We start from the raw sequence: 21,929 nt of genomic DNA, 5'->3' as shown, positions 1-21,929 counted from the left end.
GTGCATCGTGCATTATGCCGACCTTCGGATTATGCCGATGTGGCCGCGGGATCCTTTGCAGGGCATGGGTTTGGCGCTGGTGAGGTCGGCATAATCCAGTGAGCTGATCCATGCTTGCCTTTCCGTCATGGAGAGGAGAGTGTCATGGTCAAGGTGTTGCGGTCGTTCGTTCGGGGGCCGTTGGAGCCGCACGTTGGGGGGTTCGCCGAGCAATTGATTCGACAGGGGTATTCGCGGGCTTCTGCCGAGCAGCACGTCTGTTTCATCGCGCATCTGGACCGTTGGATGCAGGGTGCGGGCGTCGGTCTTGGCGATCTGAGCGGGCAGGTGCTTGACCGTTACCTTGTCGAGCGGCGTGCGGCTGGTTATCGGGAATATCGTTCGGTCAAGGCGTTGCGGCCGCTGATGGATTACCTGCTTCCGCTTGGGGTGCTGCCTGTCCCGCGGGAGGTTCCACTGGGACCGGTGGAGGAGTTGTTGGCTGATTTCCGCGGCTGGCTGCTTCGTGAGCGGAGCCTGACCGCGGGCACGGTGCGCGGCTACGTCGACTGCGTGCGGCCGTTCGTCGCGAGTCGCCTGCGCGGTGACGGGCTCGAACTTGTGAGCCTGACCGCAGCCGATGTCACGGGGTTCATTCGGACTACCTGTCCGGGGCGGGCCGTCGGGTCGGCGAAGCTGATCGTGTGCGCGTTTCGGTCGCTGCTGGGCTGGTTGCATGTCACCGGTCAGGTTCCGGTGTCGTTGGCCGCCGCGGCGCCGTCGGTGGCGGGTTGGCGGCTGTCAGGCTTGCCGAAAGGGCTTGAGCCTGCCGAACTGCGGCGGCTGCTGGCCGGTTGCGATCGGCGCACCGCGACCGGGCGGCGCGACTTCGCGGTGATGCTGCTGTTGGCGCGGATGGGCCTGCGCGCTGGCGAGGTCGCCGGTCTCGGATTGGACGACATCGATTGGCGCCACGGCGAGCTCGTGATCGTCGGGAAAGGCAACCGGTCCGAACGACTGCCGCTGCCGGATGAGATCGGCGGGGCGATCGCGGCATACCTCCGCCGGGGCAGGCCCGCCGATGCCGAGGGACGCAGTGTGTTCGTGCGTGTTCACGCCCCGCACCGGCCGTTGACGACCGGCGGGGTGACGATGATCGTGTTCGACGGCGCGCGACGCGCCGGGCTTCCCAGGATGCACGCCCACCGGCTGCGGCATACCGCGGCGACCGCGATGCTGCGAGGCGGCGGCCCGCTGGCCGAAGTCGGGCAGGTCCTTCGGCACCGGTCAGCGATGTCCACGGCGATCTACGCCAAGGTTGACCATGCGGCGCTGGCCGTGCTGGCCCGACCCTGGCCCGTCGACCCGGCCGGAGGAGTGTCGTGAGCCGGCCTCTGCGTGAGGAATTGGCCGACTATCTGGCGTTGCGCCGTGCGCTCGGTTACCGGTTGGCCCGGCCGGAGAAGCTGCTCGGCCAGTTCCTCGATCATCTCGATCAGTCCGGCGCTGACGTCGTCACGACCGAGGCAGCACTGGACTGGTCGCGGCTGCCTGCCAACGCAGACTCGAACTGGCACGCCTATCGGCTGTCGGTAGTGCGCGGATTCGCCACCTATCTGCACGTCCTTGATCCGGTGCATCAGGTGCCGGCCGCGGACTTGCTGCCGCAGCGGCGGCACCGAGCCAGCCCGTATTTGTATTCCGACGCTGAGATCGCCGCGCTGCTCGCCGCGACGGCCACGCTGCGCACCCCATTGCGGCGGGCCACGTTCTCGACGCTGATCGGTTTGCTGGCCGTGACCGGCATGCGCGTCGGCGAGGCGATTGCACTGAACCGAGACGACCTCGATCTCACGGCAAAGCGGCTGCTCGTGCGGTTTGGCAAGTTCGGTAAGACCAGAGCGCTGGTGCTGCACCCAACCACAGTGGACGCGCTGCACGGATACCAGCTGCTGCGCGATCGACGTGCCCCGGCAACCGGGACGCCGGCGTTGCTCGTGTCCACCGCGGGAACCCGGCTGATCTACTGCAATGTCCACCACACATTCAAGCGACTGGCCCATCTCGCCGGCCTCCGACCACGATCCGGGTCGTGCCGGCCCCGCATTCACGACCTGCGACACTCCTTCGCCGTCCGGTCGATGCTCGACGCCTACGCCGCCGGCCAGGACGGGCAGACCCAACTGACGCTGCTGTCCACTTGGCTGGGCCACGTCCACCCGGCCAGCACCTACTGGTATCTGTCCGCATCACCGGAGCTCATGGCCGCCGCCGGTCAACGCCTCGAGACATACCTCGCCGACCAGTCAGCAGGCCGGCCATGACCGCACTCGCCCCGACCCTGCAGGCGTTCTTCACCGACCGCCTCATCCGGCAACGGCACGCCAGCGCACACACCCTGGCCGCCTACCGCGACACCCTGCGGCTGCTGCTCGGCTACGCCTCGGCACAGACCGGGGTCACGCCGTCGGCGCTGGATCTATCCGCTCTCGACGCAGCATTGATCGCCAGCTTCCTCGATCACCTCGAGCACGACCGGGGCAACAGCATCCGCACCCGCAACGCCCGCCTGGCCGCGATCCACTCCTTGTTCCGCTTCGCCGCCCTGGCGCACCCCGAGCACGCCGCCAGCATCGCCCGCGTGCTGGCGATCCCGCCAAAACGCTTCGACCGGGCCCTGATCACCTACCTGAACGAGGCCGAGATCGACGCGCTTCTCGCCGCCTGCAACCAAACCACCTGGACCGGCAGACGCGACCACGCGTTGCTGCTGCTCGCTATCCAGACCGGGCTAAGAATCTCTGAATTGACTGGGCTCACCCGCGCTGACGTGCACCTCGGCACCGGAGCCCACGTCGCCTGTCACGGCAAAGGACGCAAAGACCGGGTCACCCCGCTGACCAGCGGCACCATCACCGTCCTACGTGACTGGCTCAACGGCCAGCACGGCGATCCCAACGAGCCTCTGTTCCCGACCCGCCGCGGCGCGAAACTCAGCCGCGACGCGATCGAGCACCGGATCGCGCACTACGCCAGCACAGCGGCCATCGCCTGCCCATCGTTGCACGGCAAAACGATTACAGCACACGTGCTCCGGCACACCTGTGCCATGCGACTGCTGCACGCCGGCGTCGACACCAGCGTGATCGCCCTCTGGCTCGGCCACGAGAGCGTCGACACCACGCAGATCTACCTGCACGCCGATCTGGAACTCAAGGAGAAAGCGCTGGACAGAACCAAACCACCCAACGGGCGGGCAGGCCGATACCAGCCCCCAGACAGCCTCATCGCCTGGCTCGAAGCCCTCTGATTATGCCGACCCGCCGGCACGAAACCCATGCCCTGCAAAGGATCCCGCGGCCACATCGGCATAATCCGAAGGTCGGCATAATGGATCTTATGCCGAGGTCGGCATAACGTGCACCTGCTCCGCAACAGCTTCCNGCAAAGGATCCCGCGGCCACATCGGCATAATCCGAAGGTCGGCATAATGGATCTTATGCCGAGGTCGGCATAACGTGCACCTGCTCCGCAACAGCTTCCGCTACGCCGGACGCCAGCACCGCTACGGCATCGTCAAGGCGCTCAAGCCGGTCTACACGGCCCCGTCCGAGCAAGCGGCGAAGGACCGGTTCGCCGAGTTCACGGCCGAGTGGGGTCAGAGCGATATCCGGCAATCGTGCGGCTCTGGGAGTCCTCCTGGGCGGAATTCGTGCCGTTCCTGGAGTACGACGTGGAGATCCGGCGGGTGATCTGCACAACGAACGCGATCGAGTCGATCAACGCCCGCTACCGGAGGGCTGTGAGGGCCCGCGGGCACTTTCCGAACGAGGCCGCTGCCCTGAAATGCCTGTATCTGGTCACCAGGTCTCTTGATCCTACCGGCGGCGGTCGGGCACGCTGGGTGATGAGGTGGAAGCCTGCGCTGAACGCGTTCGCGATTACCTTCGCCGGCCGGTTCGAAAGAACCACTCACTAATGAAAACCGGCCGGACCCACACACCGTTTAGCGGACAGCCCCCACGCAGGCCCACCACCCGCCGTCGTCACGGGCCAAATGTGAGAGAGCGTCCGCGATGATCCGGCAGGAAGTGAGAGAGCGTCCGCGATGATCCGGCAGGAAGTGAGAGAGCGTCCGTGATTGATCCGGCAGGAAGTGAGAGAGCGTCCGTGATTGATCCGGCAGGAAGTGAGAGAGCGTCCGTGATTTGACCGCGGGATGTGAGAGAGCGTCCGCGATTATCCGGCAGGAACTGAGAGAGCGTCCATGACTAACGGTCGAGAGCCCCAACCACACGGTTGGGGCTCTCCCGCATTTAAGGCTCAGCTCGTGCGCACCGTACTCGTTGCTGTGCCGCCGCGGCTTGAGTCGGCCCTCACTGCAGTGATTTTCCGCGAAGGCCCGGGCTTTGCTGTCCAGGACCAGATTCCCAGGGGGTTGATCGTTGCGGCGCCGATGCGGGAAGCCGCCCGGCCCGGAGTGACGTCGTACAGCACCACGCTGGCCGCCGTCGCAGTGCCCGTGTACTTGGACGTTCCCGCGAAGGTGATGTCCTTGTTCAGCCGGTGCCTGGCCGTGGTGATCGCGACAACGTCTTTTTGGACCGTTGGCTCGGTTGTCACCGGCGCTGCCGTCTGGCCCGGTTCTGTAGTCACGGGCGCAGCAGTCTCGGTGGGCTGGGTGCTCGCCCCGTCGGTGGTTGGAACCTGGCCGATGGGATGCGGTTTCACGGCTTCGATGGGATCGTTCGGATCGGGGTCGTTCGGGTTGTAGCCCACGCTGAACTGGGCCATCATGTCGTGGTCCTCATGCGGGAGGTTGTGGCAGTGGATCATGTACCGGCCCCGGTTATGCTCGAACTTCATGAGCAGGCGCACCGTCTCGCCTTCGCCGACGTACACGACGTCCTTGGGGCCGCGCTCGAAGGCGAAGGGCGGCTGGCCGTTGCGGCTGAGGATCTGGAAGTCCACGAGATGGATATGCAGCGGGTGGAACCAGCCCCCCGAGCTGTTTTCGACCTCCCAGATTTCAACATCGTTCAGGTCGGGGTCAGCCAGGACCTTCTTGTAGCCGCTCTTGATGACTTCGTCCCAGGTCATTCCGCCTATGGTCCAGATGTCGTTGTCCCTCTTGAGGCGCATTTGCCGGGTCTTGACGGACTGGGACGGCGTCAGGTTCATGGCCGTACTGCCGGCAAGCAGCGTCGGCATCACCCTGGCAGCGGGACCGGACGTGTCGACCGGATCGCCGGTGACGTCGAATGCCATGATCCTGCCGGTGTTGTCGTAATCGACGTTGTTTTTGTTTGACAGGTTGCGCAGTTCAACACGCTTGCCTGCCGGGTACTTGGAGAAATCAATGAGGATCTCGTAGCGTTCGGCACCTGCCTGCCGCCAGGAAGTGACCTGCCGGGCGGACGGCATCAGGCCGCCGTCGGTTCCAACCATGGTCACCGGATCCCCGGTGCTCAGCTGGAACCTGTAGGAACGCGAGATGGACGCATTGAGGATGCGGAAGCGGTAAATACGGCGCTGGACCTTCATGGAGGGCCACGGTGCACCGTTCACCAGGATAACGTCGCCCCACAGCCCGGAATGGGTGTTGTCGTTGTAGCCGAGCGCCCCGTTCCTGGCGAACATGGCGTCGGAGATTGTCAGCGGCACGTCGAACTGGCCCTGCGGCAGCAGGTTTTGCTCGACCTCGTCGTGAAGGTGGTATTGGCCCGCCAGGCCTGAATACACGCTTTGTGCGGTGTTGTGCACGGCATGATCGTGGTACCACAACGTGCGCGCGGGCTGGAAGTTGGGGTACTCGTAGTCCTTGCACATCCCGCGGCCGGTGATGTCGTTGGCGTACCCGTCGAACTGAGGCAGGGACGCAGAACCGTGAAGGTGGGTCGAGGTATCCAGGCGGTATCCCCACTGCGGGTGGAAGAGCGGCAGGACGTTATCCATCTCCAGTTTGATGCGTTCTCCCTGATTCACCTTGATGGTGGGACCGGGGAAAGAGCCGTTGTAGCCCAGGATCGGCGTCTTCAGACCTGGAACGATGCTGGCCATGCCGGCCGTCTGCTCGATCTGATAGAGGTGCGTCTTCTTACCGTCGGAACCGATGACAGTGCTCTTAGGCTTGAGCACCGGCGGGATGGTGAGCGCCTGCTGGTAAGGCTTAGGCATGTTTCGCGGATCCAGCAGGCTTGCAGACTTGGCGCTGACCGATGACAACGGCACTGCGAGCCCCAGGGCCCCGATAATGCCGACCCCACCGATCTGGAGCGCTTGACGACGTGACACTGGCATGATTTCCTCCGGCGAGCTGCTGAAAGTCCAATTGATTTAGATGAAGGATGTAGGGCCCACCCTGCGAAAACCTTGCGCAAACATGGGGTTGAGGAACCAGAAACGGCTGGTCAGAAACGTCCGGCTGCGGCGTCCCTGGGCGGCCCCATAACCTGGGAACCCTGCCAAATGCCGGCGGCCATCACGGTTCTGATCATGGGACCAGCTCCCGGGCACGATCGATAGCGTGGCGCCTCCCGTGCCGCGCCACGGCACGGCTGCGTGCTTGGAGGAGGACTGTCAGCCCGGCGACGCCCAGTGTGCCTGCCGCCAGGATCCACATGGCCGCTCCAGCGGGTTCCGGCGCGGCCATAACGGAAAGGTCCCATGGCTGCCCGACCGTAATCAGCCACTCCTGCTTCCTGCTGTCCGGCTGCTGGTCGGGCTGCTGTGACAAGGCCCAGCCATGAATGGCGTAGAGAACCGCTGCGCCGCCGATACTCAGGAACCTTGGTGCCAGGCCCGAAGCCGGGCTGTCTCCGGAGGAGCCGGCCAGCGAAGCGATGAAGAGGCAACCGGACAGCAGCGCCAGTACGGACATGGCTCCGTAGCCGAGCTGAGTGCGTGATGAGTACTCCAGCAGGGGCGTGTAGTACAAGACGGTCAGCACCGCAGCCAGCCCGACGGCGGGAACGTAAGGGGTCGCTGTTGCGGCGAGAAATGGCCGGAGCGCCAGGCGGAGCACTTCCGCGCCGCCGACCGTCCCGTCGGTCCTGCGGGGTATCACCTGGCTGGCCAAGGTGAGTGGCGAAGCCGGAACCAGGAGGAGGGGAATGACCGTCATTAGGGCCATCTGAGTCAGGACATGCGCGCTGATGAGGAATTCCTGCTGGACGCGGAGCACTCCGCTTGTAACGGTGAAGAGGAGTGCCATGCCCAGAACCCACAGGATTGAGCGGCAGTGAGGCCAGGTTCGGCCCTGCTGACGCAGCCGTCGTGTTCCGGCCAGATACAAGAAGACAGCAGAACCGCACACGAGGGTCCACAACGGATCGGGTTTCCAGCTCGTGAATGGGTCGACGAGCGAAGGAAGCCTCAGCGTCTCCAGGGAGAAGCCGGTACGGGTGACCGCCGGCGGCGGCGTACGGGCCAGCGCGGCCGCCATTCCCGACGCGGCTCCCATGACCGCCAGTTCGGCCACGGCCAAAACAGTGAACATCAACGCGCCTCCGGCGGGATTTCCGTCCAGCCTGCGGATGACCCACCTTCGGTGCAGCGCCCCGATAAGCCCCAGAACCAGGAAGGCAACGCACTTGGCCGCGATGGTGGTTCCGTAGGGCGACGCCAGTGCCTCCAGGGACCCAACACCCGCCCACGCGGCCAGGGACCCTGTAACAGCCAAGGCCACGAAGGCACCCAACGCCAGCGTTGAGTACCGCCGGACCACCGTGGCGACCCTGTCAGGGCTCAGCGCCCGGCGCAGTATGACGACGGCGGCGAGTCCGCCGAGCCAGACGGCCGCGGCTCCCATGTGCATCACCACCGTGACAGTGCTGTCCGGGTGGCTCCCGCCGCCCGCAGCATGGGAGTTCAAAGCGAGCGGAAAGAGCCCGGCGAGGGCAAGTGCCGCCGTGAAGGCCACATACCGCTGCCTCCGTGCCGCGAAAGAAAGACACGTCACGGCCGCGGCCGTCAAAATGGTCAGGGCTCCCCGCCTCCCGGCGTCGACGTCGGCCAGGAAACTGACGAACGCGCCGCCTGAGCCGTCCGAGAACAGTGCGAGATTGGCCAGGGAGTGGAATGTCAGCAAGCTCATCACCGAGGCGGCGGCCGTCCAGACCGCGGCGGAGAGGCCGGCAAGGTCAAGCGCCAGCCGAAACGCCTTTTCCTTGGGCCGCAAGGCAAACAGCGCCAACACAAGCGCCCCCACGGTGCAGGCTGCCGAGGCGTTGAAGACCAGTTTGGCGATGGGCAGCCCCCACGCCACTGCCGGTCCTGTCCGGTTCAGGGAGCCCGCATCGGCCCCGGCTTCGGCATAGTACGAAATGACCAGGGCAATGAGTCCGCTTCCCAAAACCACCGCCGCCACGGCCACTGCCATTGTGCGTGACTTGTTCATGGTTCTCCCTCAGCCGCTACCGTCGGGGAAAGTCTCGCCACGGCTCCTTGGAATTTCCCTGTGGACACCAGTGCCGGTCGCCGGCTCCCAGGAGACCGCCGACAGGACGTCGCACGCACGAGCCGATCAGCACATGCAGCCGTTGTGAGGATTCACACGCCGGCCCCCGCAAACGGCCTCGCCGTTAGTGGCTGGGACTTGCTCTCGCCTAGAATTGCAGAAGATACGCGGACGACGGGTGGTTTACCCCGGGGTCGCGCAGGACAACAAAACACGGACAAGAGCGGCTGCAAATTGCGCCAGTGGTCGGCTCACTACAGGAGGAATCCACAATGGCTGAGCACAACGGCGGCAACCGCGGAGGAAATGACCGGGGATACTCGGGCAGTAACCGCGGGTCACAGGGCGGCCCATTCAGGGGGACCAACAACTCCGGCGGGGATCCCCGCGGATTCCGGGCCAAAGACGGCCGCGGGTCAGACGGCCCCCGTCGGGCTCCGGGCGGCGACGACCGTAAGCCGTTTGGTGACCGTCCGCGCCGCGAGGGCGATGGCGACCGCCGTAGCTTTGACAGCGGCGAGAAGAAGCCCTTTGGCGATCGTGACCGTAAGCCGTTTGGCGACCGTCCGCGCCGTGAAGGTGACGGTGAGCGCCGCAGCTTTGGCGCCGGTGAGCGCAAGCCCTTCGGTGACAGGCCGCGCGGCGAGCGTGACGGCGAGCGTAAGCCGTTTGGTGACCGTGACCGTAAGCCGTTTGGTGACCGTCCGCGCCGTGAAGGTGACGGTGAGCGCCGCAGCTTTGGCGCTGGTGAGCGCAAGCCGTTCGGTGACAGGCCGCGCGGCGAGCGTGACGGCGAGCGTAAGCCGTTCGGCGATCGTGACCGCAAGCCGTTTGGTGACCGTCCGCGCCGTGAAGGCGACGGTGAGCGCCGCAGCTTCGGCGCCGGTGAGCGCAAGCCGTTTGGCGACCGTCCGCGCCGTGATGGCGAGGGTGAGCGCCGCAGCTTCGGTTCGGGTGAGCGTAAGCCGTTCGGTGACCGTGACCGAGACCGCAAGCCCTTTGGCGACCGTCCGCGCCGCGAAGGCGAAGGCGACCGTCGCCGCGAAGGCGAGGGGGAGCGCCGCAGCTTCGGCGGCGGCGAAAACCGCAAGCCGTTCGGCGACCGGCAGGACCGTGCCCCGCGCAGTTTTGACCGCAGCGATTCCGGGCCGCGCCAGTTCGGCCGCGACAGGGCAGAAGACCGCCCGGCCCGCGTGCCCAACGCCCGCGACCTCCGCAGCGCCAACCGCCCGGACCGTGAGCGCTCTCCCGAAATTGACGAGGACGTCACGGGCAAGGAACTGGACCGCGCCACGCAGCACCAGATCAAGACACTCGAAGCCAAGAGCGCTGAATGGGTGGCACGTCACCTGGTCATGGCAGGACGCCTCATTGATGACGAGCCCGAGCTGGCCTTCCAGCATGCACTGGCCGCCAGCCGGCGCGGCGGACGCCTTTCCGCCGTCCGCGAAGCAGTGGGCCTGACGGCCTACGCCGCCGGACACTACGGCGAGGCCCTGCGCGAGTTCCGCACGTACCGGAGGATCAGCGGCTCCAACGTCCACCTTCCCGTCATGGCGGACTGCGAACGCGGACTCGGCCGCCCGGACCGGGCCCTGGACGTCGTCCGCTCGGAAGAAGCCCAGGACCTGGACGCTCCGGGGAAGGTGGAGCTGGCGATCGTTGCCTCAGGCGCACGCTCCGACCTTGGCCAGCTGGATGCCGCAGTGGCCGAACTCGAGATCCCGCAGCTGGACATCAACCGCGCCTTCTCCTACAGCCCCCGCCTGTTCCGTGCCTACGCGGACGCCCTCGCGGCGGTGGGCCGCGGAGCCGAATCCGAGAAGTGGCAGCGGCAGGCCGCCGTCGCCGAGGAGGCCCTCGGAATGGGCCTCTCCGAGGAGCCGGACATCATCGACCTCGGCTGGGACGAGGAAGAGGAAGCCCGCGAGGAAGCCGAGCGCAAGCGGCTGATCGCCCACGCCGCCGCAGACGCTGCTCCCCAGGAAGTCCGGAGCACTTCCGAGCAGGCCGCCGGCATCACGCCGGCCGCCGAGACGGCTCCCGCCCGGCCGGACGGGACGTCCGCCGATGACAACATCGACGACGTCGAATCGGACTACTTTGAGTCCGACGACGCCGAGTCCGACGCCGACTCCGCAGAACCGGATGAGGACGAAGACAGCGAGGGTGAGGCAGCCGCCAAGGATCCCCGGCGCGAGGGCCAGGAGGACTAGGCACGCATGGGTGACGCTCAACTGATCTCGCGATTCGACGCCCTGCTCTCGGACCTGGACGGCGTGGTCTACGCAGGCCCGCATGCCATCCCCGGAGCGGTCGAGTCGCTGCTGCGGCTGTCCGGCATCGGCGTGGGCCTCGGCTACGTGACCAACAACGCCTCACGCACGCCGGCGCAGGTGGCCGCTCATCTGCGCGAGCTCGGGGCTCCGGCCGAAGACCACCAGGTGGTGAGCTCCTCGCAGGCGGCGGCGGAGCTGCTGGCATCGCTGCTCCCTGCCGGCGCCGCAGTCCTGATCACCGGCAGCCCGGCGCTGGCCCACGAAATAGAGCTCGTGGGCCTCAAGCCCGTACACGGCGCCGAGGACAAGCCGGTGGCCGTGGTCCAGGGCTTCAACCCGGGAATCGGCTGGAAGGATCTGGCGGAAGCGTCGTACGTCGTGGCGGGCGGCGCACTGTGGGTCGCCACCAACACGGACATGTCCATTCCGCAGGCCCGCGGAATTGCGCCGGGCAACGGCACCCTCGTAGCGGCCGTCGCTGCAGCAACACGCCAGACCCCCCTCGTCGCAGGCAAACCCGAGGCCCCGCTCTTCCATGCCGCGGCGAAGCGGCTTTCCGCGGAGCGTCCGCTCGTGGTGGGCGACAGGCTGGACACGGACATCCTGGGCGGCAACAAGGCCGGCTTTGCAACGGTCGCCGTCCTGACCGGCGTCGACACGCTGGAAACCATCCTGGCCGCCCGGACGGACGAACGGCCCGGGTACATCATCAACAACCTGACCGAGCTGTATGAGCCGTATCCGGATGTGGAGAGCGACGACGGAACGTACCGCTGCGGCGACGCAACAGCGTCCGTGGACAGCAACGGCATCCGGGTCAGGGGTGACAAGTCGAGCCTCGATTCGTGGCGTGCGGCGTGCGCTGCCTGGTGGGCGGCCCACCCCCATGCGGCGGAGCCCACGGCTCCCGAGCTTGAGTGGCTGGATCAATAGACTGGTGCCATGACCGAGCTGAATCACAACGCCCTCGCCGAGGCCGCGCCCGAGGTTGCCTGGCCTGAACTGCCCCTCTCCGAGGCCGAAGACTCCGAAGCCACGGTCCCGGACTCCGAACCGTCCGGCAGTACGGCAGCCGGCGGTACGGCGTCCGACAATACGGTCCAGGCGGTCCTCCGCCGGGTCCGGGACGTTCCGGGGCTCCCGGTCTCCGAGCACCCTGCCGCCTACACGGACATGCATGACGCCCTGCTCGAAGCGCTGAACGAGGACACGTCGTCCGCGCCAGGTGCCGGGTCCGGAGCCGCGCCAGGTGCCGGGCCCGGGGCCGCCTGACCATGGCAAGACTCGACCAGATACTCGTCAGCAGGGGACTGGCGCGGTCCCGCACGCACGCCGCGCGGCTCATCGCCGAGGGCAAAGTCTCGTCGGCGGGCGATGTGCTCGCGAAGGCGTCCCTGCAGGTCGCCGATGACCGTGAGCTATCCGTGGCGGAAGACGCCACGGATGCGTATGTCAGCCGCGCCGGCCACAAGCTTGCCGGGGCGCTCGACGCGTTCCCCGCCGTCGCCGTCGGCGGCAAAAGGTGCCTGGACGCGGGTGCGTCCACCGGAGGTTTCACTGATGTCCTGCTGCGGCGGGGCGCCGCGAATGTGGTGGCGGTCGACGTCGGGCACGGCCAGCTGGTCCCGCAGCTCCGAAGCGACCCGCGCGTGACGGTCCACGAAGGGCTGAACGTCCGCTACATGGATCCGGAAGCGATCGGCGGCACGGCCGAGCTGACCGTGGCGGACCTCTCCTTCATTTCCCTGACGCTGGTTCTGGCACCGCTGGCTGCATGCACCAGCCCCGGCGGCGACCTCGTGCTCATGGTCAAGCCGCAGTTCGAGATCGGCAAGGACCGGCTGGGACGCACCGGCGTGGTCACGTCGGAGCGCGAACGGCGGATGGCTGTCGGTAAAGTGGCGGGAGCCGCGATCGACGCAGGCCTCGAACTGCGCGGACTGGCCGCCAGCCCCTTGCCCGGGCAGGACGGAAATGTCGAATACTTCCTGTGGATAAAACGAAGAATTGCCGAAGACTTGCCTAAGATCGAAGAGCGGGATGCAGCCGTGGCTGCGTTGCTGGGAAAGATCTGGCCGAACCATTAGAGAGCGGAACCCGATGAGCAGGCGTGTACTGGTACTTGCCCACACCGGCCGCGAAGAATCCCTGAAGGCTGCCTGGGAGGCGTGCGCCCAGCTGCACGCCTCGGGCATCATCCCCGTGATGCAGAAGTCGGAACTGGGTGACATGGAAGGGTTTTTCGGCCGGCTGGAGCAGCCGGTCGAGATCCTGCATGACCATATCCAACTGCCCGACGTCGAACTCGTCATGGTCCTCGGAGGGGACGGCACCATCCTGCGCGCCGCGGAACTGGTGCGGGAAGTGGACGTACCGCTGCTGGGCGTGAACCTTGGCCACGTCGGCTTCCTGGCCGAAAGCGAGCGCGCGGACCTCGCCCAGACGGTCGAATGGATCGCCAGCCGTGAATACACGGTGGAGGAACGGATGACCATCGACGTCCAGGTCTGGGTCCGCGGCCACAAGATCTGGCACACCTGGGCCCTCAACGAAGCCGCCATCGAAAAGGGCAACCGGGAGCGAATGCTGGAAGTGGTCACCGAAGTGGACGAACGTCCGCTGACCTCCTTCGGCTGCGACGGCGTGGTGCTGGCAACTCCCACGGGCTCCACCGCCTACGCCTTCTCCGCCGGCGGCCCCGTGGTGTGGCCCGAAGTGGAGGCCCTGCTGATCGTCCCCATCAGCGCCCACGCCCTGTTCGCGAAGCCGCTGGTGGTGTCCCCCCGTTCCCGGCTGGCAGTGGAGGTGCTGAACCGGACGGATGCCCAGGGCGTGCTGTGGTGCGACGGCCGGCGTTCGGTGGACCTGCCGCCCGGCGCCCGCGTCGAAGTCACCAGGTCCGCCACGCCGGTCCGGCTGGCGCGCACTCACCAGACGCCGTTTTCGGCGCGGCTGGTCCGCAAGTTTGAACTGCCCATCCATGGCTGGCGCGGACCCGTGCCGCAGTCAGAGGCCGTCAACACCGGCCCGGTGCCCATAGTGCGCACGCCCCGGCCCATGACGCCGCCCTCCGCGCAGCACCCTGCTGCCGCGTCCGACGAAGAATCCGAGCCTCCGACGGAGAAGTGAACCATGATTGAAGAACTGAGAATCCGAGATCTGGGCGTCATCACCGACGCCACGCTGCCGCTGGGCCCCGGGCTCAGCGTGGTCACCGGCGAGACCGGTGCCGGCAAGACCATGGTGGTCACCGCCGTCGGGCTGCTGCTCGGCGCGCGATCGGATGCGGGCGCCGTGCGCAGCGGAGCCAAGAGCGCCTCCGCCGAAGCCGTGGTGCGGCTCGACGCCGGGCACTTCGCCCTGGAACGCGCCCGTGACGCGGGCGCGGAGATCGAGGAGTTCGACGGCGGCGCGGAACTGCTGCTGGCCCGGCGCCTGGGCGCGGACGGACGCAGCCGGGCCTTCCTGGGCGGCAGGGGCGCCCCCGTGGGCGTGCTGGCCGAAATCGGCGAATCGCTCGTGGTGGTGCACGGGCAGTCGGACCAGATCAGGCTCAAGGGCTCCGCGGCGCAGCGTGAAGCCCTCGACAGGTTTGCGGGGGAAAACCTGGCCGCCACGCTGGGCGGCTTCCAGGAACTGTACGGCTCGTGGAAGTCCAGCCAGGCCGAGCTCGAATCGCTCCGCAGCGCCGCGAGGGACCGGCTGCGCGAGGCGGAGTCACTGGAGGCGGCCCTGGCGGAAATTGATGCCGTGGACCCGCAGCCGGGCGAGGACGATGCCCTCAAGGCCGAGGCCGTGAAGCTCGCCAACGTCGAGGAACTTCGCATCGCGGCCACCACGGCGCACCAGGCCATCATCGCCGAGGACTTCGCAGAGACCGGCGATGCCACGTCCCTCGTGGACGCGGCCAAGCGGACGCTGGAGCACGTGGCCGAGCACGATGAGGAGCTCGGCGCGGCCGCGGCGCGCCTCGCCGAAGTGGGCTTCCTGCTCAACGACATCGCCACGGAACTGGCCAGCTACCAGGCCGGTCTGGATTCGGAGGGCCCGGAGCGGCTGGCCGAGATCGAAGACCGCCGGGCGGCCCTGGCCAAGCTGGTCCGCAAGTACGCGCCGAGCATCGACGAAGTCCTCGTGTGGGCGGAAAACGCCCGTGTCCGCTTCGACGAACTCCAGGATGACTCCACCCGCATTGAGGCCCTGGACGCCGAAGTGGTGCGGGCCGAGGCTGAACTCAGGAAACAGGCAACGGCCATCAGCAAGATCCGGGCCAAGGCGGCCAAGGACCTGTCGGCACGGGTCAGTGCGGAGCTGAAGGCCCTTGCCATGGCGGATGCCACGCTGGTGATCACCATCGAAACCGCCGGACAGCTGGGGCCCCACGGTGCGGACGAGATTTCCTTCCTCCTCCAGCCGCACTCCGGCGCGCCCGCGCGGCCGCTGGGCAAGGGCGCCTCCGGCGGTGAGCTTTCCCGCGTCATGCTCGCCATCGAGGTGGTGCTGGCTGCCGTTGATCCGGTGCCGACCTTCGTCTTCGATGAGGTGGATGCCGGGGTGGGCGGGCGTGCCGCCGTCGAGATCGGACGGCGGCTGGCCATGCTGGCGCGGCATGTGCAGGTCCTGGTGGTCACACACCTGCCCCAGGTTGCGGCCTTCGCCGATCAGCACATCCGCGTGACCAAGACCTCCGTACGGGGCTCCGACGGCGGCACCGCCACCGGGTTCACCTCCAGTGACGTCCAGCTCCTCGACGAGGCGGAACGGGTCAGGGAACTGGCCCGGATGCTCGCCGGCCAGGAGGACTCCGAAACGGCGCAGGCCCACGCGCAGGAACTGCTGGACGACGCCAGGCTGCTGCCGCAACGCGCCTGAGGCGGGGCGGCCGGCAGGCCTACGGAGCCCCGGGGTCCTACGGACGCCGCAGGCGGGCCGCTGCCCGGAACATCATCGCGCGCACCACAAGCGGGTGCAGCACGCGGACAGGTGCGAAGTAGAGCCGCCCCCGCCGGCCTTTGAGGCGCACGGCGGTGGTCACCCGCAGGAGCCGTGCGCCGGCGTCGAACGCCACGCCGCAGCGGAAGTCTAGGTGCGTGTCGTCGGCGCTGATAAGCGCCTCCTCGCCGCGGACATCCGAGACGGCGAAGACGTCTTTGGGGGCCCTGTTGATTCCGGCGAGGCCCACGAGGGCCTGCCGCAGGCCCATGAGGGCCGCCACCCAAGCCGGCATGGACTGCGGCGAGAATATGGTCTGCGCCCAGATCCGCGGATCGGACGGGCCTCCCTCGGGAACTGGGAGGACAATCACATCGGCATAGTCCGGGACCGGGATCGAGTCGAGCGCGAGGGACCTGAAAACCGGGCTGAGCGCCGTCCGGGCCGTGTCCTGCTGGTGTTCCCGGGGTTCGCCGGACGTATCCTCCGTGGTCACCCCTTGATCGTAGTGGGGCGGCAGGGGAGACTGAAGCATTTGGGGAATCCGATTTTCGACCGTGGAAGGCTCAATTGATGATAGGCTCGAATTCCGTGGTGCAGCGATCAAATTCCCGTGTAAATTCCCGGTTCCCGGGCTCGTCCAAGACGACCAAACACATCTTCGTCACCGGTGGTGTGGCGTCCTCGCTAGGCAAGGGACTGACGGCTTCGAGCCTCGGCCACCTGCTGCGGGCACGCGGTTTGTCTGTAACTATGCAGAAGCTCGATCCCTATCTGAACGTGGATCCGGGCACGATGAACCCCTTCCAGCACGGCGAGGTCTTCGTCACGGACGACGGCGCCGAGACCGACCTGGACATCGGCCACTACGAGCGCTTCCTCGACGAGAACCTCGAGGGCTCGGCCAACGTGACCACGGGCCAGATCTACTCCACCGTGATCGCCAAGGAACGCCGCGGCGAGTACCTCGGCGACACCGTCCAGGTCATCCCGCACATCACCGATGAGATCAAGCGCCGCATGCGGCTTCCCGCCGAGGGCAAGAACGCGCCGGACGTCATCATCACCGAGATCGGCGGCACGGTAGGCGACATCGAGTCGCAGCCGTTCCTTGAGTCCGCCCGCCAGGTCCGCCAGGACATCGGCCGCGGCAACGTCTTCTTCCTCCACGTCTCCCTGGTTCCCTACATCGGACCGTCCCAGGAACTGAAGACCAAGCCCACGCAGCACTCCGTGGCCGCCCTGCGTTCGATCGGCATCCAGCCGGAGGCGATCGTGATCCGCTCGGACCGCGAAGTCCCCGACGCCATGCGCGAGAAGATCGGCCGCATGTGCGACGTCGACATAGACGCCGTGGTCAACGCCGCCGATGCTCCCAGCATCTACGACATCCCCAAGACGCTGCACAGCCAGGGCCTGGACTCCTACATCGTCCGCGCCCTGGACCTGCCGTTCAAGGACGTCGACTGGACGAGCTGGGACAAGCTGCTGGAGGCCGTCCACAACCCCAAGCATGAGGTTGAGGTTGCCCTCGTGGGCAAGTACATCGACCTTCCGGACGCCTACCTGTCCGTGACTGAGGCCCTGCGCGCCGGCGGCTTCGCCAACAACGCCAAGGTCAAGATCCGCTGGGTCCCGTCGGATGAGTGCGAAACGCATGAAGGCGCCGTCAGGTCGCTGGAGGGCGTGGACGCCATCTGCGTGCCGGGCGGTTTCGGCATCCGCGGCCTGGAAGGCAAGCTGGGCGCGCTGAAGTTCGCGCGTGAAACCCGCCTGCCGGTGCTGGGCCTGTGCCTGGGCCTGCAGTGCATGGTCATTGAATACGCCCGCAACGTGGTGGGCCTCGAGGGAGCTTCCTCCAGCGAGTTCGAGCCGGACTCCAAGTATCCGGTGATCGCCACGATGGAAGAGCAGCTGGACATCGTTGAAGGCAAGGGCGACCTCGGCGGCACCATGCGCCTGGGCCTCTACGAAGCCAGGCTCGATGAAGGCTCCGTCATTGCCGAAACCTACGGCACCACCACGGTCAGCGAACGCCACCGCCACCGCTACGAGGTCAACAACAAGTACCGCGAGCAGATTGCCGCCCAGGGCCTGGTGTTCTCCGGAACGTCCCCCGACGGCAAGCTCGTGGAATACGTGGAGCTGCCGCGCGAGGTGCACCCGTACTACGTGGCAACACAGGCCCACCCGGAGCTGAGCTCACGCCCCACCAGGCCGCACCCGCTGTTCGCCGGCCTCGTCAAGGCCGCCCTGGAGCACCAGAGCAGCAGCGCTGAGAACGGCTCCGTGCCCACCGGCGCAACGGCCGGGGAAGCAGCAACAACGGAAGCAGCAACTGCCCAAGCAGGTGCCGATGCCAGCAAGTCTGCCCGCACCGTAACCGCAAAGTAGATACAGCCACAACGTAAGGACGGCGCGATGCCCGGTACTTCTGAAAATACTCCTGCTGCCCGGCAGGTTTCGGATGCGCCGAGCCCGCGCCGTCTGTTGTCTACGGCAAAGGTCTACGAGGGACGGATCTGGGACGTCGTCAGTGACAGCTTCAAGCTCACTGACGACGGCGAGGCCCTGGTCCGCGACTACATCGACCACCCGGGGGCCGTCGCCGTGCTGCCCATGAATGACGCCGGCGAGGTGCTGCTGATCAAGCAGTACCGGCATCCGGTGGGAATGGACCTCTGGGAGATTCCGGCCGGCCTGCTGGACGTGGAGGGCGAAGACTTCGTGGCGGGCGCCGCACGGGAACTCGCCGAGGAGGCGGACCTCGTGGCCGGCACCTGGAATGTCCTGGTCGATTTCTTCAATTCGCCGGGGTCCTCCAGCGAGGCGATCCGCATCTACCTGGCGCGCGGGATCAGCGAGGTGCCGCATCACGAGCTCCATGTGCGCACCGACGAGGAGGCGGAAATCGAACTCCACTGGATTCCGCTCGAGGACGCCGTTGCGGCGGTCCTGGACGGCCGCCTGCACAACCCGTCCGCCGTCGTCGGGATTCTTGCCGCGGCGGCGGCGAAGGCCGATGGCTTCGGCGGCCTCCGCCCGGCTGACGCGCCGTGGCCCGCCCATCCAAGCCAGCGCTGATGACTGCGGGCACGGCAGCAGCAGAAAAGCCTCCGGCAGGCGCTCCCGGGGAATCAGCGCATGGAGAACCGGCGCCTCCGGAACCCGCACGCCAGGAACCCGCACGCCAGGAACCCGCACGCCAGGAACCCGCACGGCAGGAACGCCCGCGCACGGCCGTCGACCGCGCCGTGACGGATTACCTCCAGCACATGGGCGTCGAACGCGGACTGGCCGCCAATACGCTCGCTGCCTACCGACGTGACCTTGCCCGCTACTCGAACTACCTCGCCGCCGAGGGCGTCAGCCGCCCGGGCGATGTGACCCGCCACCACGTGACAGGCTTCGCGCAGGCACTGTCCGACGGCTCCGACGGCGGCACGCCCCTTGGGGTGCGGTCCGCGGCCCGGACGGTGGTGGCCGTCCGCGGGCTGCACAAGTTCTGGGCGCTGGAAGGCACCACGACGGCGGATCCGGCCAGCGATGTCCACCCGCCCATGCCCGGGAAGAGGCTGCCCAAGGCCATCACGGTGGACGAAGTCACCAGGATCCTCGAGGCGGCCGGCACTGACACCGCCACCGGCCTGCGGGACCGGGCACTGCTTGAGTTCCTCTACTCCACGGGTGCACGCATCAGCGAAGCCGTGGGGCTTGACGTGGATGACATCTCGCTGCAGCCGGCCGAGCACGGGCCCGCGATTGTGCGCCTGTTCGGCAAGGGGTCCAAGGAGCGGCTCGTTCCGCTGGGTTCGTACGGAGCCCGGGCCCTTGATGCCTATCTGGTCCGCGGCCGCCCCCTGCTGGCCGCGAAAGGCAAGGGCACGCCAGCGCTTTTCCTTAACGCCAGGGGAGGGCGCATCAGCAGGCAGAGCGCCTGGACCATCCTGAAGGCCGCCGCGGACAAGGCCAATATCACCAAGGACGTTTCCCCCCACACCCTCCGTCACTCCTTCGCCACCCATCTGCTTGAGGGCGGGGCGGATGTGCGCGTGGTCCAGGAGCTCCTCGGCCACGCGTCCGTGACCACCACGCAGGTCTACACCCTGGTGACGGCCGATACCCTGCGGGAAATCTACGCCGCCGCGCACCCCCGGGCCTTGGGCTAAGCGCCCCGGGCGTTTCGCCGGTCTCGATGCGGCCCGTGCCTGCACACACGTCGCTCCGGATTGCGGCCTGACAGTACTTCCGCGGCTAGGCTGGTCTGCATGACCTCTGTGCCCGTCACCCTGTGCTTCCTCCTCCGGGAGCGCCCGGATGAAGGAACCGAGGTTCTGCTGGGCCTGAAAAAGACCGGATTCGGAACCGGGAAGATCGTCGGCCTGGGCGGGCACGTGGAAGCGGGGGAGACGGACGCCGAGGCCGCCTGCCGTGAGGTGCTGGAAGAGGCCGGCATCGTTGTCCTTGAGGAGGACCTGCGCGATGCGGGAACGGTGGAGTTTGTTTTTCCCGCCCGACCGGACTGGAACATGTCCACACGACTCTTCACGACTCGTCGATGGGCGGGCGACCCCGTGGAGAGTTCCGAGATTATTCCGGAGTGGTTCCTGACCTCCGCCCTACCCCTGGACCGCATGTGGCAAGATGCAGAGCACTGGCTGCCTGTGGCGCTAAACGGGGGCGTCGTCGATGCGGTCATCACGCTGAATGAGGACAACGAAACAGTGGCGTCCGCCGAATATTCTTATCGGGGCGTGTAACCGCGCGCTACTTCGCGGAAACTAAACGGTTAGCCTGCAAGGTCAGGACACAACTTGTTTACGTTTGGGGATGCGTGGAATCGGAACGCGAACTGGCGTTCATCGCCGTTCACAGGGACAGCTATCCGCGGGTTTACAGATTTGTGCGGCGGCGCGTGGAATCGACGGAGCTTGCCGAAGAGCTCGCCGCGGACGTGTTCCGCGTGGTGTGGCAGATATGGGGTGACCCGCCGCGGACCGACATCGCGTGGATGTTCACAGTGGCGCGGAACCTGATCGGAAATGCCTACAGGATCCGTGACGGGCTCCTGGCGCTCAAGACAAAACTCCGGGCATCCGCTGAGCTCTGCTCCGGCACGGAGTCCGAGGACCTGGTGGTCCACGACGCGCTGGCCGCCCTGCGCGACAGTGATTGCGACATCCTCCAAATGGCCTATTGGGACGAGCTGAGCAATGCCGAGATCGTCCACTTTCAGCATCCGGCCATCTGGCGAGTAACCGAAACCATTGAAAGCACCGTCAGCGATCTCCGGTACTGGAACAGGACCATCCGGGTCAAGGACGCCAGCGGAAAACTGCTGAGCAGCCTTCACATCGCCCCGGACGCGGCGGGGGGAAGCTGTACGCCGGTCCCGTATCAAACCCTCGACCCGGTCACGCTGGACATTCCGCAGAGGCCCACGTCGAGTCCGTACGTAGGCCCCACCCAGTTCAAATATCGCGTGATGGAGGGCGCCCAGGTCTTCGGTGCCCTGACCATCGACTCTTCCAGCGTCGCCCCGGTAGGCACGGCCTGCCTCCTGCTGTCAGCTATTCAACCTCCCCAGAACGTCCCGGCGGTCTCCTTCGGCATGGGCGCTTTCCTGGAGGCCGAAGGTAAAGGTGGAGGCGAGGGCGCGGCCGCACAGAAATCATTCGCCTCGGTGGCTGAGGCGAAGGCCTATATGGACACACCTGAGTACCGGGACATCAAGCGCGGGGGTAAGGCCTCCTTCAACCTGCCGCTCGGCTGGACGGCGAAGGACGTACCGGTGGATTCGCCGGATTACCCAGGCTCGGCAATCCGAGTGACCGACGAAACCGGCAAAACGGTGGCCAACTTCCACCACGGTGCAACCGGCGGTCTTGGTAGTGCCTGCGCCAGGAATTACCCGATAACCGAACTGGACACGGCCACGACATCACTGAACGCACAATGGCCTACGTCTGCGGTGGTCCGGTTCTCCTACCGTGTGAGGGACCAGACGTCCGTCGGGAAGGGACTCAGCTACCAGGTGGGGCTGGTGGACAAGGACAGCGGCCAGGTGCAGGACACCCTCCTGATGTACACGGTTGTCACCGGGACCCCCAGAGGCATCCTGTCCTTCGCGGACCGGGCGGTGCAGGACGCAGCCGAGCCGCGGTTTGCCAGCATGGCTGAGGCACGCGCGTATATGGAGACGCCCGAATACCGGAAGCTGAAGGCCATGATCCGAAGCCTGGAGATCAACTCCTGACAGGGTGATCTCCCGACCCGGTTAT

18 protein-coding genes and 1 pseudogene are annotated in these 21,929 nt (G+C 66.7%); 15 read left to right on the top strand and 4 right to left on the bottom strand.

Going from position 1 to position 21,929, the window contains the following annotated elements:
- The first annotated feature begins 144 nt into the window (after positions 1-144).
- The 4 genes and pseudogenes from ASG92_RS11900 to ASG92_RS11885 all read left to right on the top strand — a co-directional run.
- On the top strand, positions 145-1,365 hold the full coding sequence (locus tag ASG92_RS11900) for a tyrosine-type recombinase/integrase (RefSeq protein WP_056628340.1): 1,221 nt from the start codon (positions 145-147) through the stop codon (positions 1,363-1,365).
- Positions 1,362-2,303, top strand: a complete 942-nt coding sequence (locus tag ASG92_RS11895; protein ID WP_240987108.1) for a tyrosine-type recombinase/integrase — start codon at positions 1,362-1,364, stop codon at positions 2,301-2,303. The genes ASG92_RS11900 and ASG92_RS11895 overlap by 4 nt, the downstream gene beginning before the upstream one ends.
- Positions 2,300-3,289: a tyrosine-type recombinase/integrase gene (locus tag ASG92_RS11890; protein WP_056628337.1), complete on the top strand. Its 990-nt coding sequence runs from the start codon at positions 2,300-2,302 to the stop codon at positions 3,287-3,289. The genes ASG92_RS11895 and ASG92_RS11890 overlap by 4 nt, the downstream gene beginning before the upstream one ends.
- Before the next feature lie 208 nt (positions 3,290-3,497).
- A pseudogene (locus tag ASG92_RS11885) lies at positions 3,498-3,958 on the top strand (transposase); the annotation flags it as partial.
- Between the two features lie 344 nt (positions 3,959-4,302).
- On the opposite strand, the gene ASG92_RS11880 reads toward ASG92_RS11885, so the two are convergent.
- From ASG92_RS11880 to ASG92_RS29770, 3 genes are all read right to left on the bottom strand, one after another.
- Positions 4,303-6,156, bottom strand: coding sequence for a multicopper oxidase family protein (locus tag ASG92_RS11880; RefSeq protein ID WP_240987107.1), 1,854 nt, complete (start codon positions 6,154-6,156; stop codon positions 4,303-4,305).
- Between the two features lie 316 nt (positions 6,157-6,472).
- Entirely contained in the window at positions 6,473-8,377 is a 1,905-nt protein-coding gene (locus ASG92_RS11875; RefSeq protein ID WP_082579468.1) for a cytochrome c oxidase assembly protein, read from the bottom strand.
- A gap of 476 nt (positions 8,378-8,853) precedes the next feature.
- Entirely contained in the window at positions 8,854-9,786 is a 933-nt protein-coding gene (locus tag ASG92_RS29770; RefSeq protein WP_240987106.1) for a hypothetical protein, read from the bottom strand.
- Between ASG92_RS29770 and ASG92_RS29765 the strand changes: the two genes are divergently transcribed.
- Genes ASG92_RS29765 through recN form a run of 6 tightly spaced genes read left to right on the top strand, consistent with a single transcriptional unit; the run spans position 9,775 to position 15,588 of the window.
- Positions 9,775-10,653: a hypothetical protein gene (locus ASG92_RS29765; RefSeq protein WP_240987105.1), complete on the top strand. Its 879-nt coding sequence runs from the start codon at positions 9,775-9,777 to the stop codon at positions 10,651-10,653. The two genes, ASG92_RS29770 and ASG92_RS29765, sit on opposite strands and share 12 nt — an antisense overlap.
- Before the next feature lie 6 nt (positions 10,654-10,659).
- Positions 10,660-11,649, top strand: a complete 990-nt coding sequence (locus ASG92_RS11865; protein ID WP_056628328.1) for an HAD-IIA family hydrolase — start codon at positions 10,660-10,662, stop codon at positions 11,647-11,649.
- 9 nt (positions 11,650-11,658) lie between these two features.
- Complete coding sequence (locus ASG92_RS11860; protein WP_056628325.1) at positions 11,659-11,988, top strand: hypothetical protein; 330 nt, start codon at positions 11,659-11,661, stop codon at positions 11,986-11,988.
- A 2-nt stretch (positions 11,989-11,990) separates the two neighbouring features.
- Positions 11,991-12,803 (top strand): TlyA family RNA methyltransferase, encoded by an 813-nt coding sequence (locus ASG92_RS11855; protein WP_056628322.1) that lies wholly within the window; start codon positions 11,991-11,993, stop codon positions 12,801-12,803.
- 13 nt (positions 12,804-12,816) lie between these two features.
- Complete coding sequence (locus tag ASG92_RS11850; RefSeq protein ID WP_056628320.1) at positions 12,817-13,845, top strand: NAD kinase; 1,029 nt, start codon at positions 12,817-12,819, stop codon at positions 13,843-13,845.
- 3 nt (positions 13,846-13,848) lie between these two features.
- Positions 13,849-15,588 (top strand): DNA repair protein RecN, encoded by a 1,740-nt coding sequence (gene recN / locus ASG92_RS11845; protein WP_056628316.1) that lies wholly within the window; start codon positions 13,849-13,851, stop codon positions 15,586-15,588.
- A gap of 37 nt (positions 15,589-15,625) precedes the next feature.
- Here recN and ASG92_RS11840 read toward each other — a convergent pair whose 3' ends face one another.
- The gene (locus ASG92_RS11840) at positions 15,626-16,144 is read right to left on the bottom strand and encodes a DUF2867 domain-containing protein (RefSeq protein WP_240987104.1); all 519 of its coding nucleotides are present in this window, start codon (positions 16,142-16,144) and stop codon (positions 15,626-15,628) included.
- Positions 16,145-16,221: 77 nt separating this feature from the next.
- On the opposite strand from ASG92_RS11840, the gene ASG92_RS11835 reads away from it, so the two are divergent.
- The 5 genes from ASG92_RS11835 to ASG92_RS29760 all read left to right on the top strand — a co-directional run bounded on the left by ASG92_RS11835 (position 16,222) and on the right by ASG92_RS29760 (position 21,904).
- Positions 16,222-18,042, top strand: coding sequence for a CTP synthase (locus ASG92_RS11835; RefSeq protein WP_056628313.1), 1,821 nt, complete (start codon positions 16,222-16,224; stop codon positions 18,040-18,042).
- 27 nt (positions 18,043-18,069) lie between these two features.
- The gene (locus tag ASG92_RS11830) at positions 18,070-18,732 is read left to right on the top strand and encodes an NUDIX hydrolase (RefSeq protein ID WP_056628309.1); all 663 of its coding nucleotides are present in this window, start codon (positions 18,070-18,072) and stop codon (positions 18,730-18,732) included.
- Positions 18,732-19,817: a site-specific tyrosine recombinase XerD gene (xerD, locus tag ASG92_RS11825; protein WP_082579466.1), complete on the top strand. Its 1,086-nt coding sequence runs from the start codon at positions 18,732-18,734 to the stop codon at positions 19,815-19,817. The genes ASG92_RS11830 and xerD overlap by 1 nt, the downstream gene beginning before the upstream one ends.
- Positions 19,818-19,916: 99 nt before the next feature.
- Positions 19,917-20,408 carry an 8-oxo-dGTP diphosphatase gene (locus tag ASG92_RS11820; RefSeq protein ID WP_056628307.1) on the top strand — a complete coding sequence of 164 codons (492 nt, stop codon included), beginning with the start codon at positions 19,917-19,919 and terminating at the stop codon, positions 20,406-20,408.
- Positions 20,409-20,482: 74 nt separating this feature from the next.
- Positions 20,483-21,904, top strand: a complete 1,422-nt coding sequence (locus ASG92_RS29760; RefSeq protein WP_240987103.1) for a sigma factor — start codon at positions 20,483-20,485, stop codon at positions 21,902-21,904.
- Positions 21,905-21,929 lie beyond the last annotated feature (25 nt).

It is taken from the genome of Arthrobacter sp. Soil736, assembly GCF_001428005.1.
In the GTDB taxonomy this organism is placed as follows: domain Bacteria; phylum Actinomycetota; class Actinomycetes; order Actinomycetales; family Micrococcaceae; genus Arthrobacter.
The sequence above is the reverse complement of the archived record's forward strand: the minus strand, read 5'-3'. Positions and strand labels throughout refer to the sequence as shown.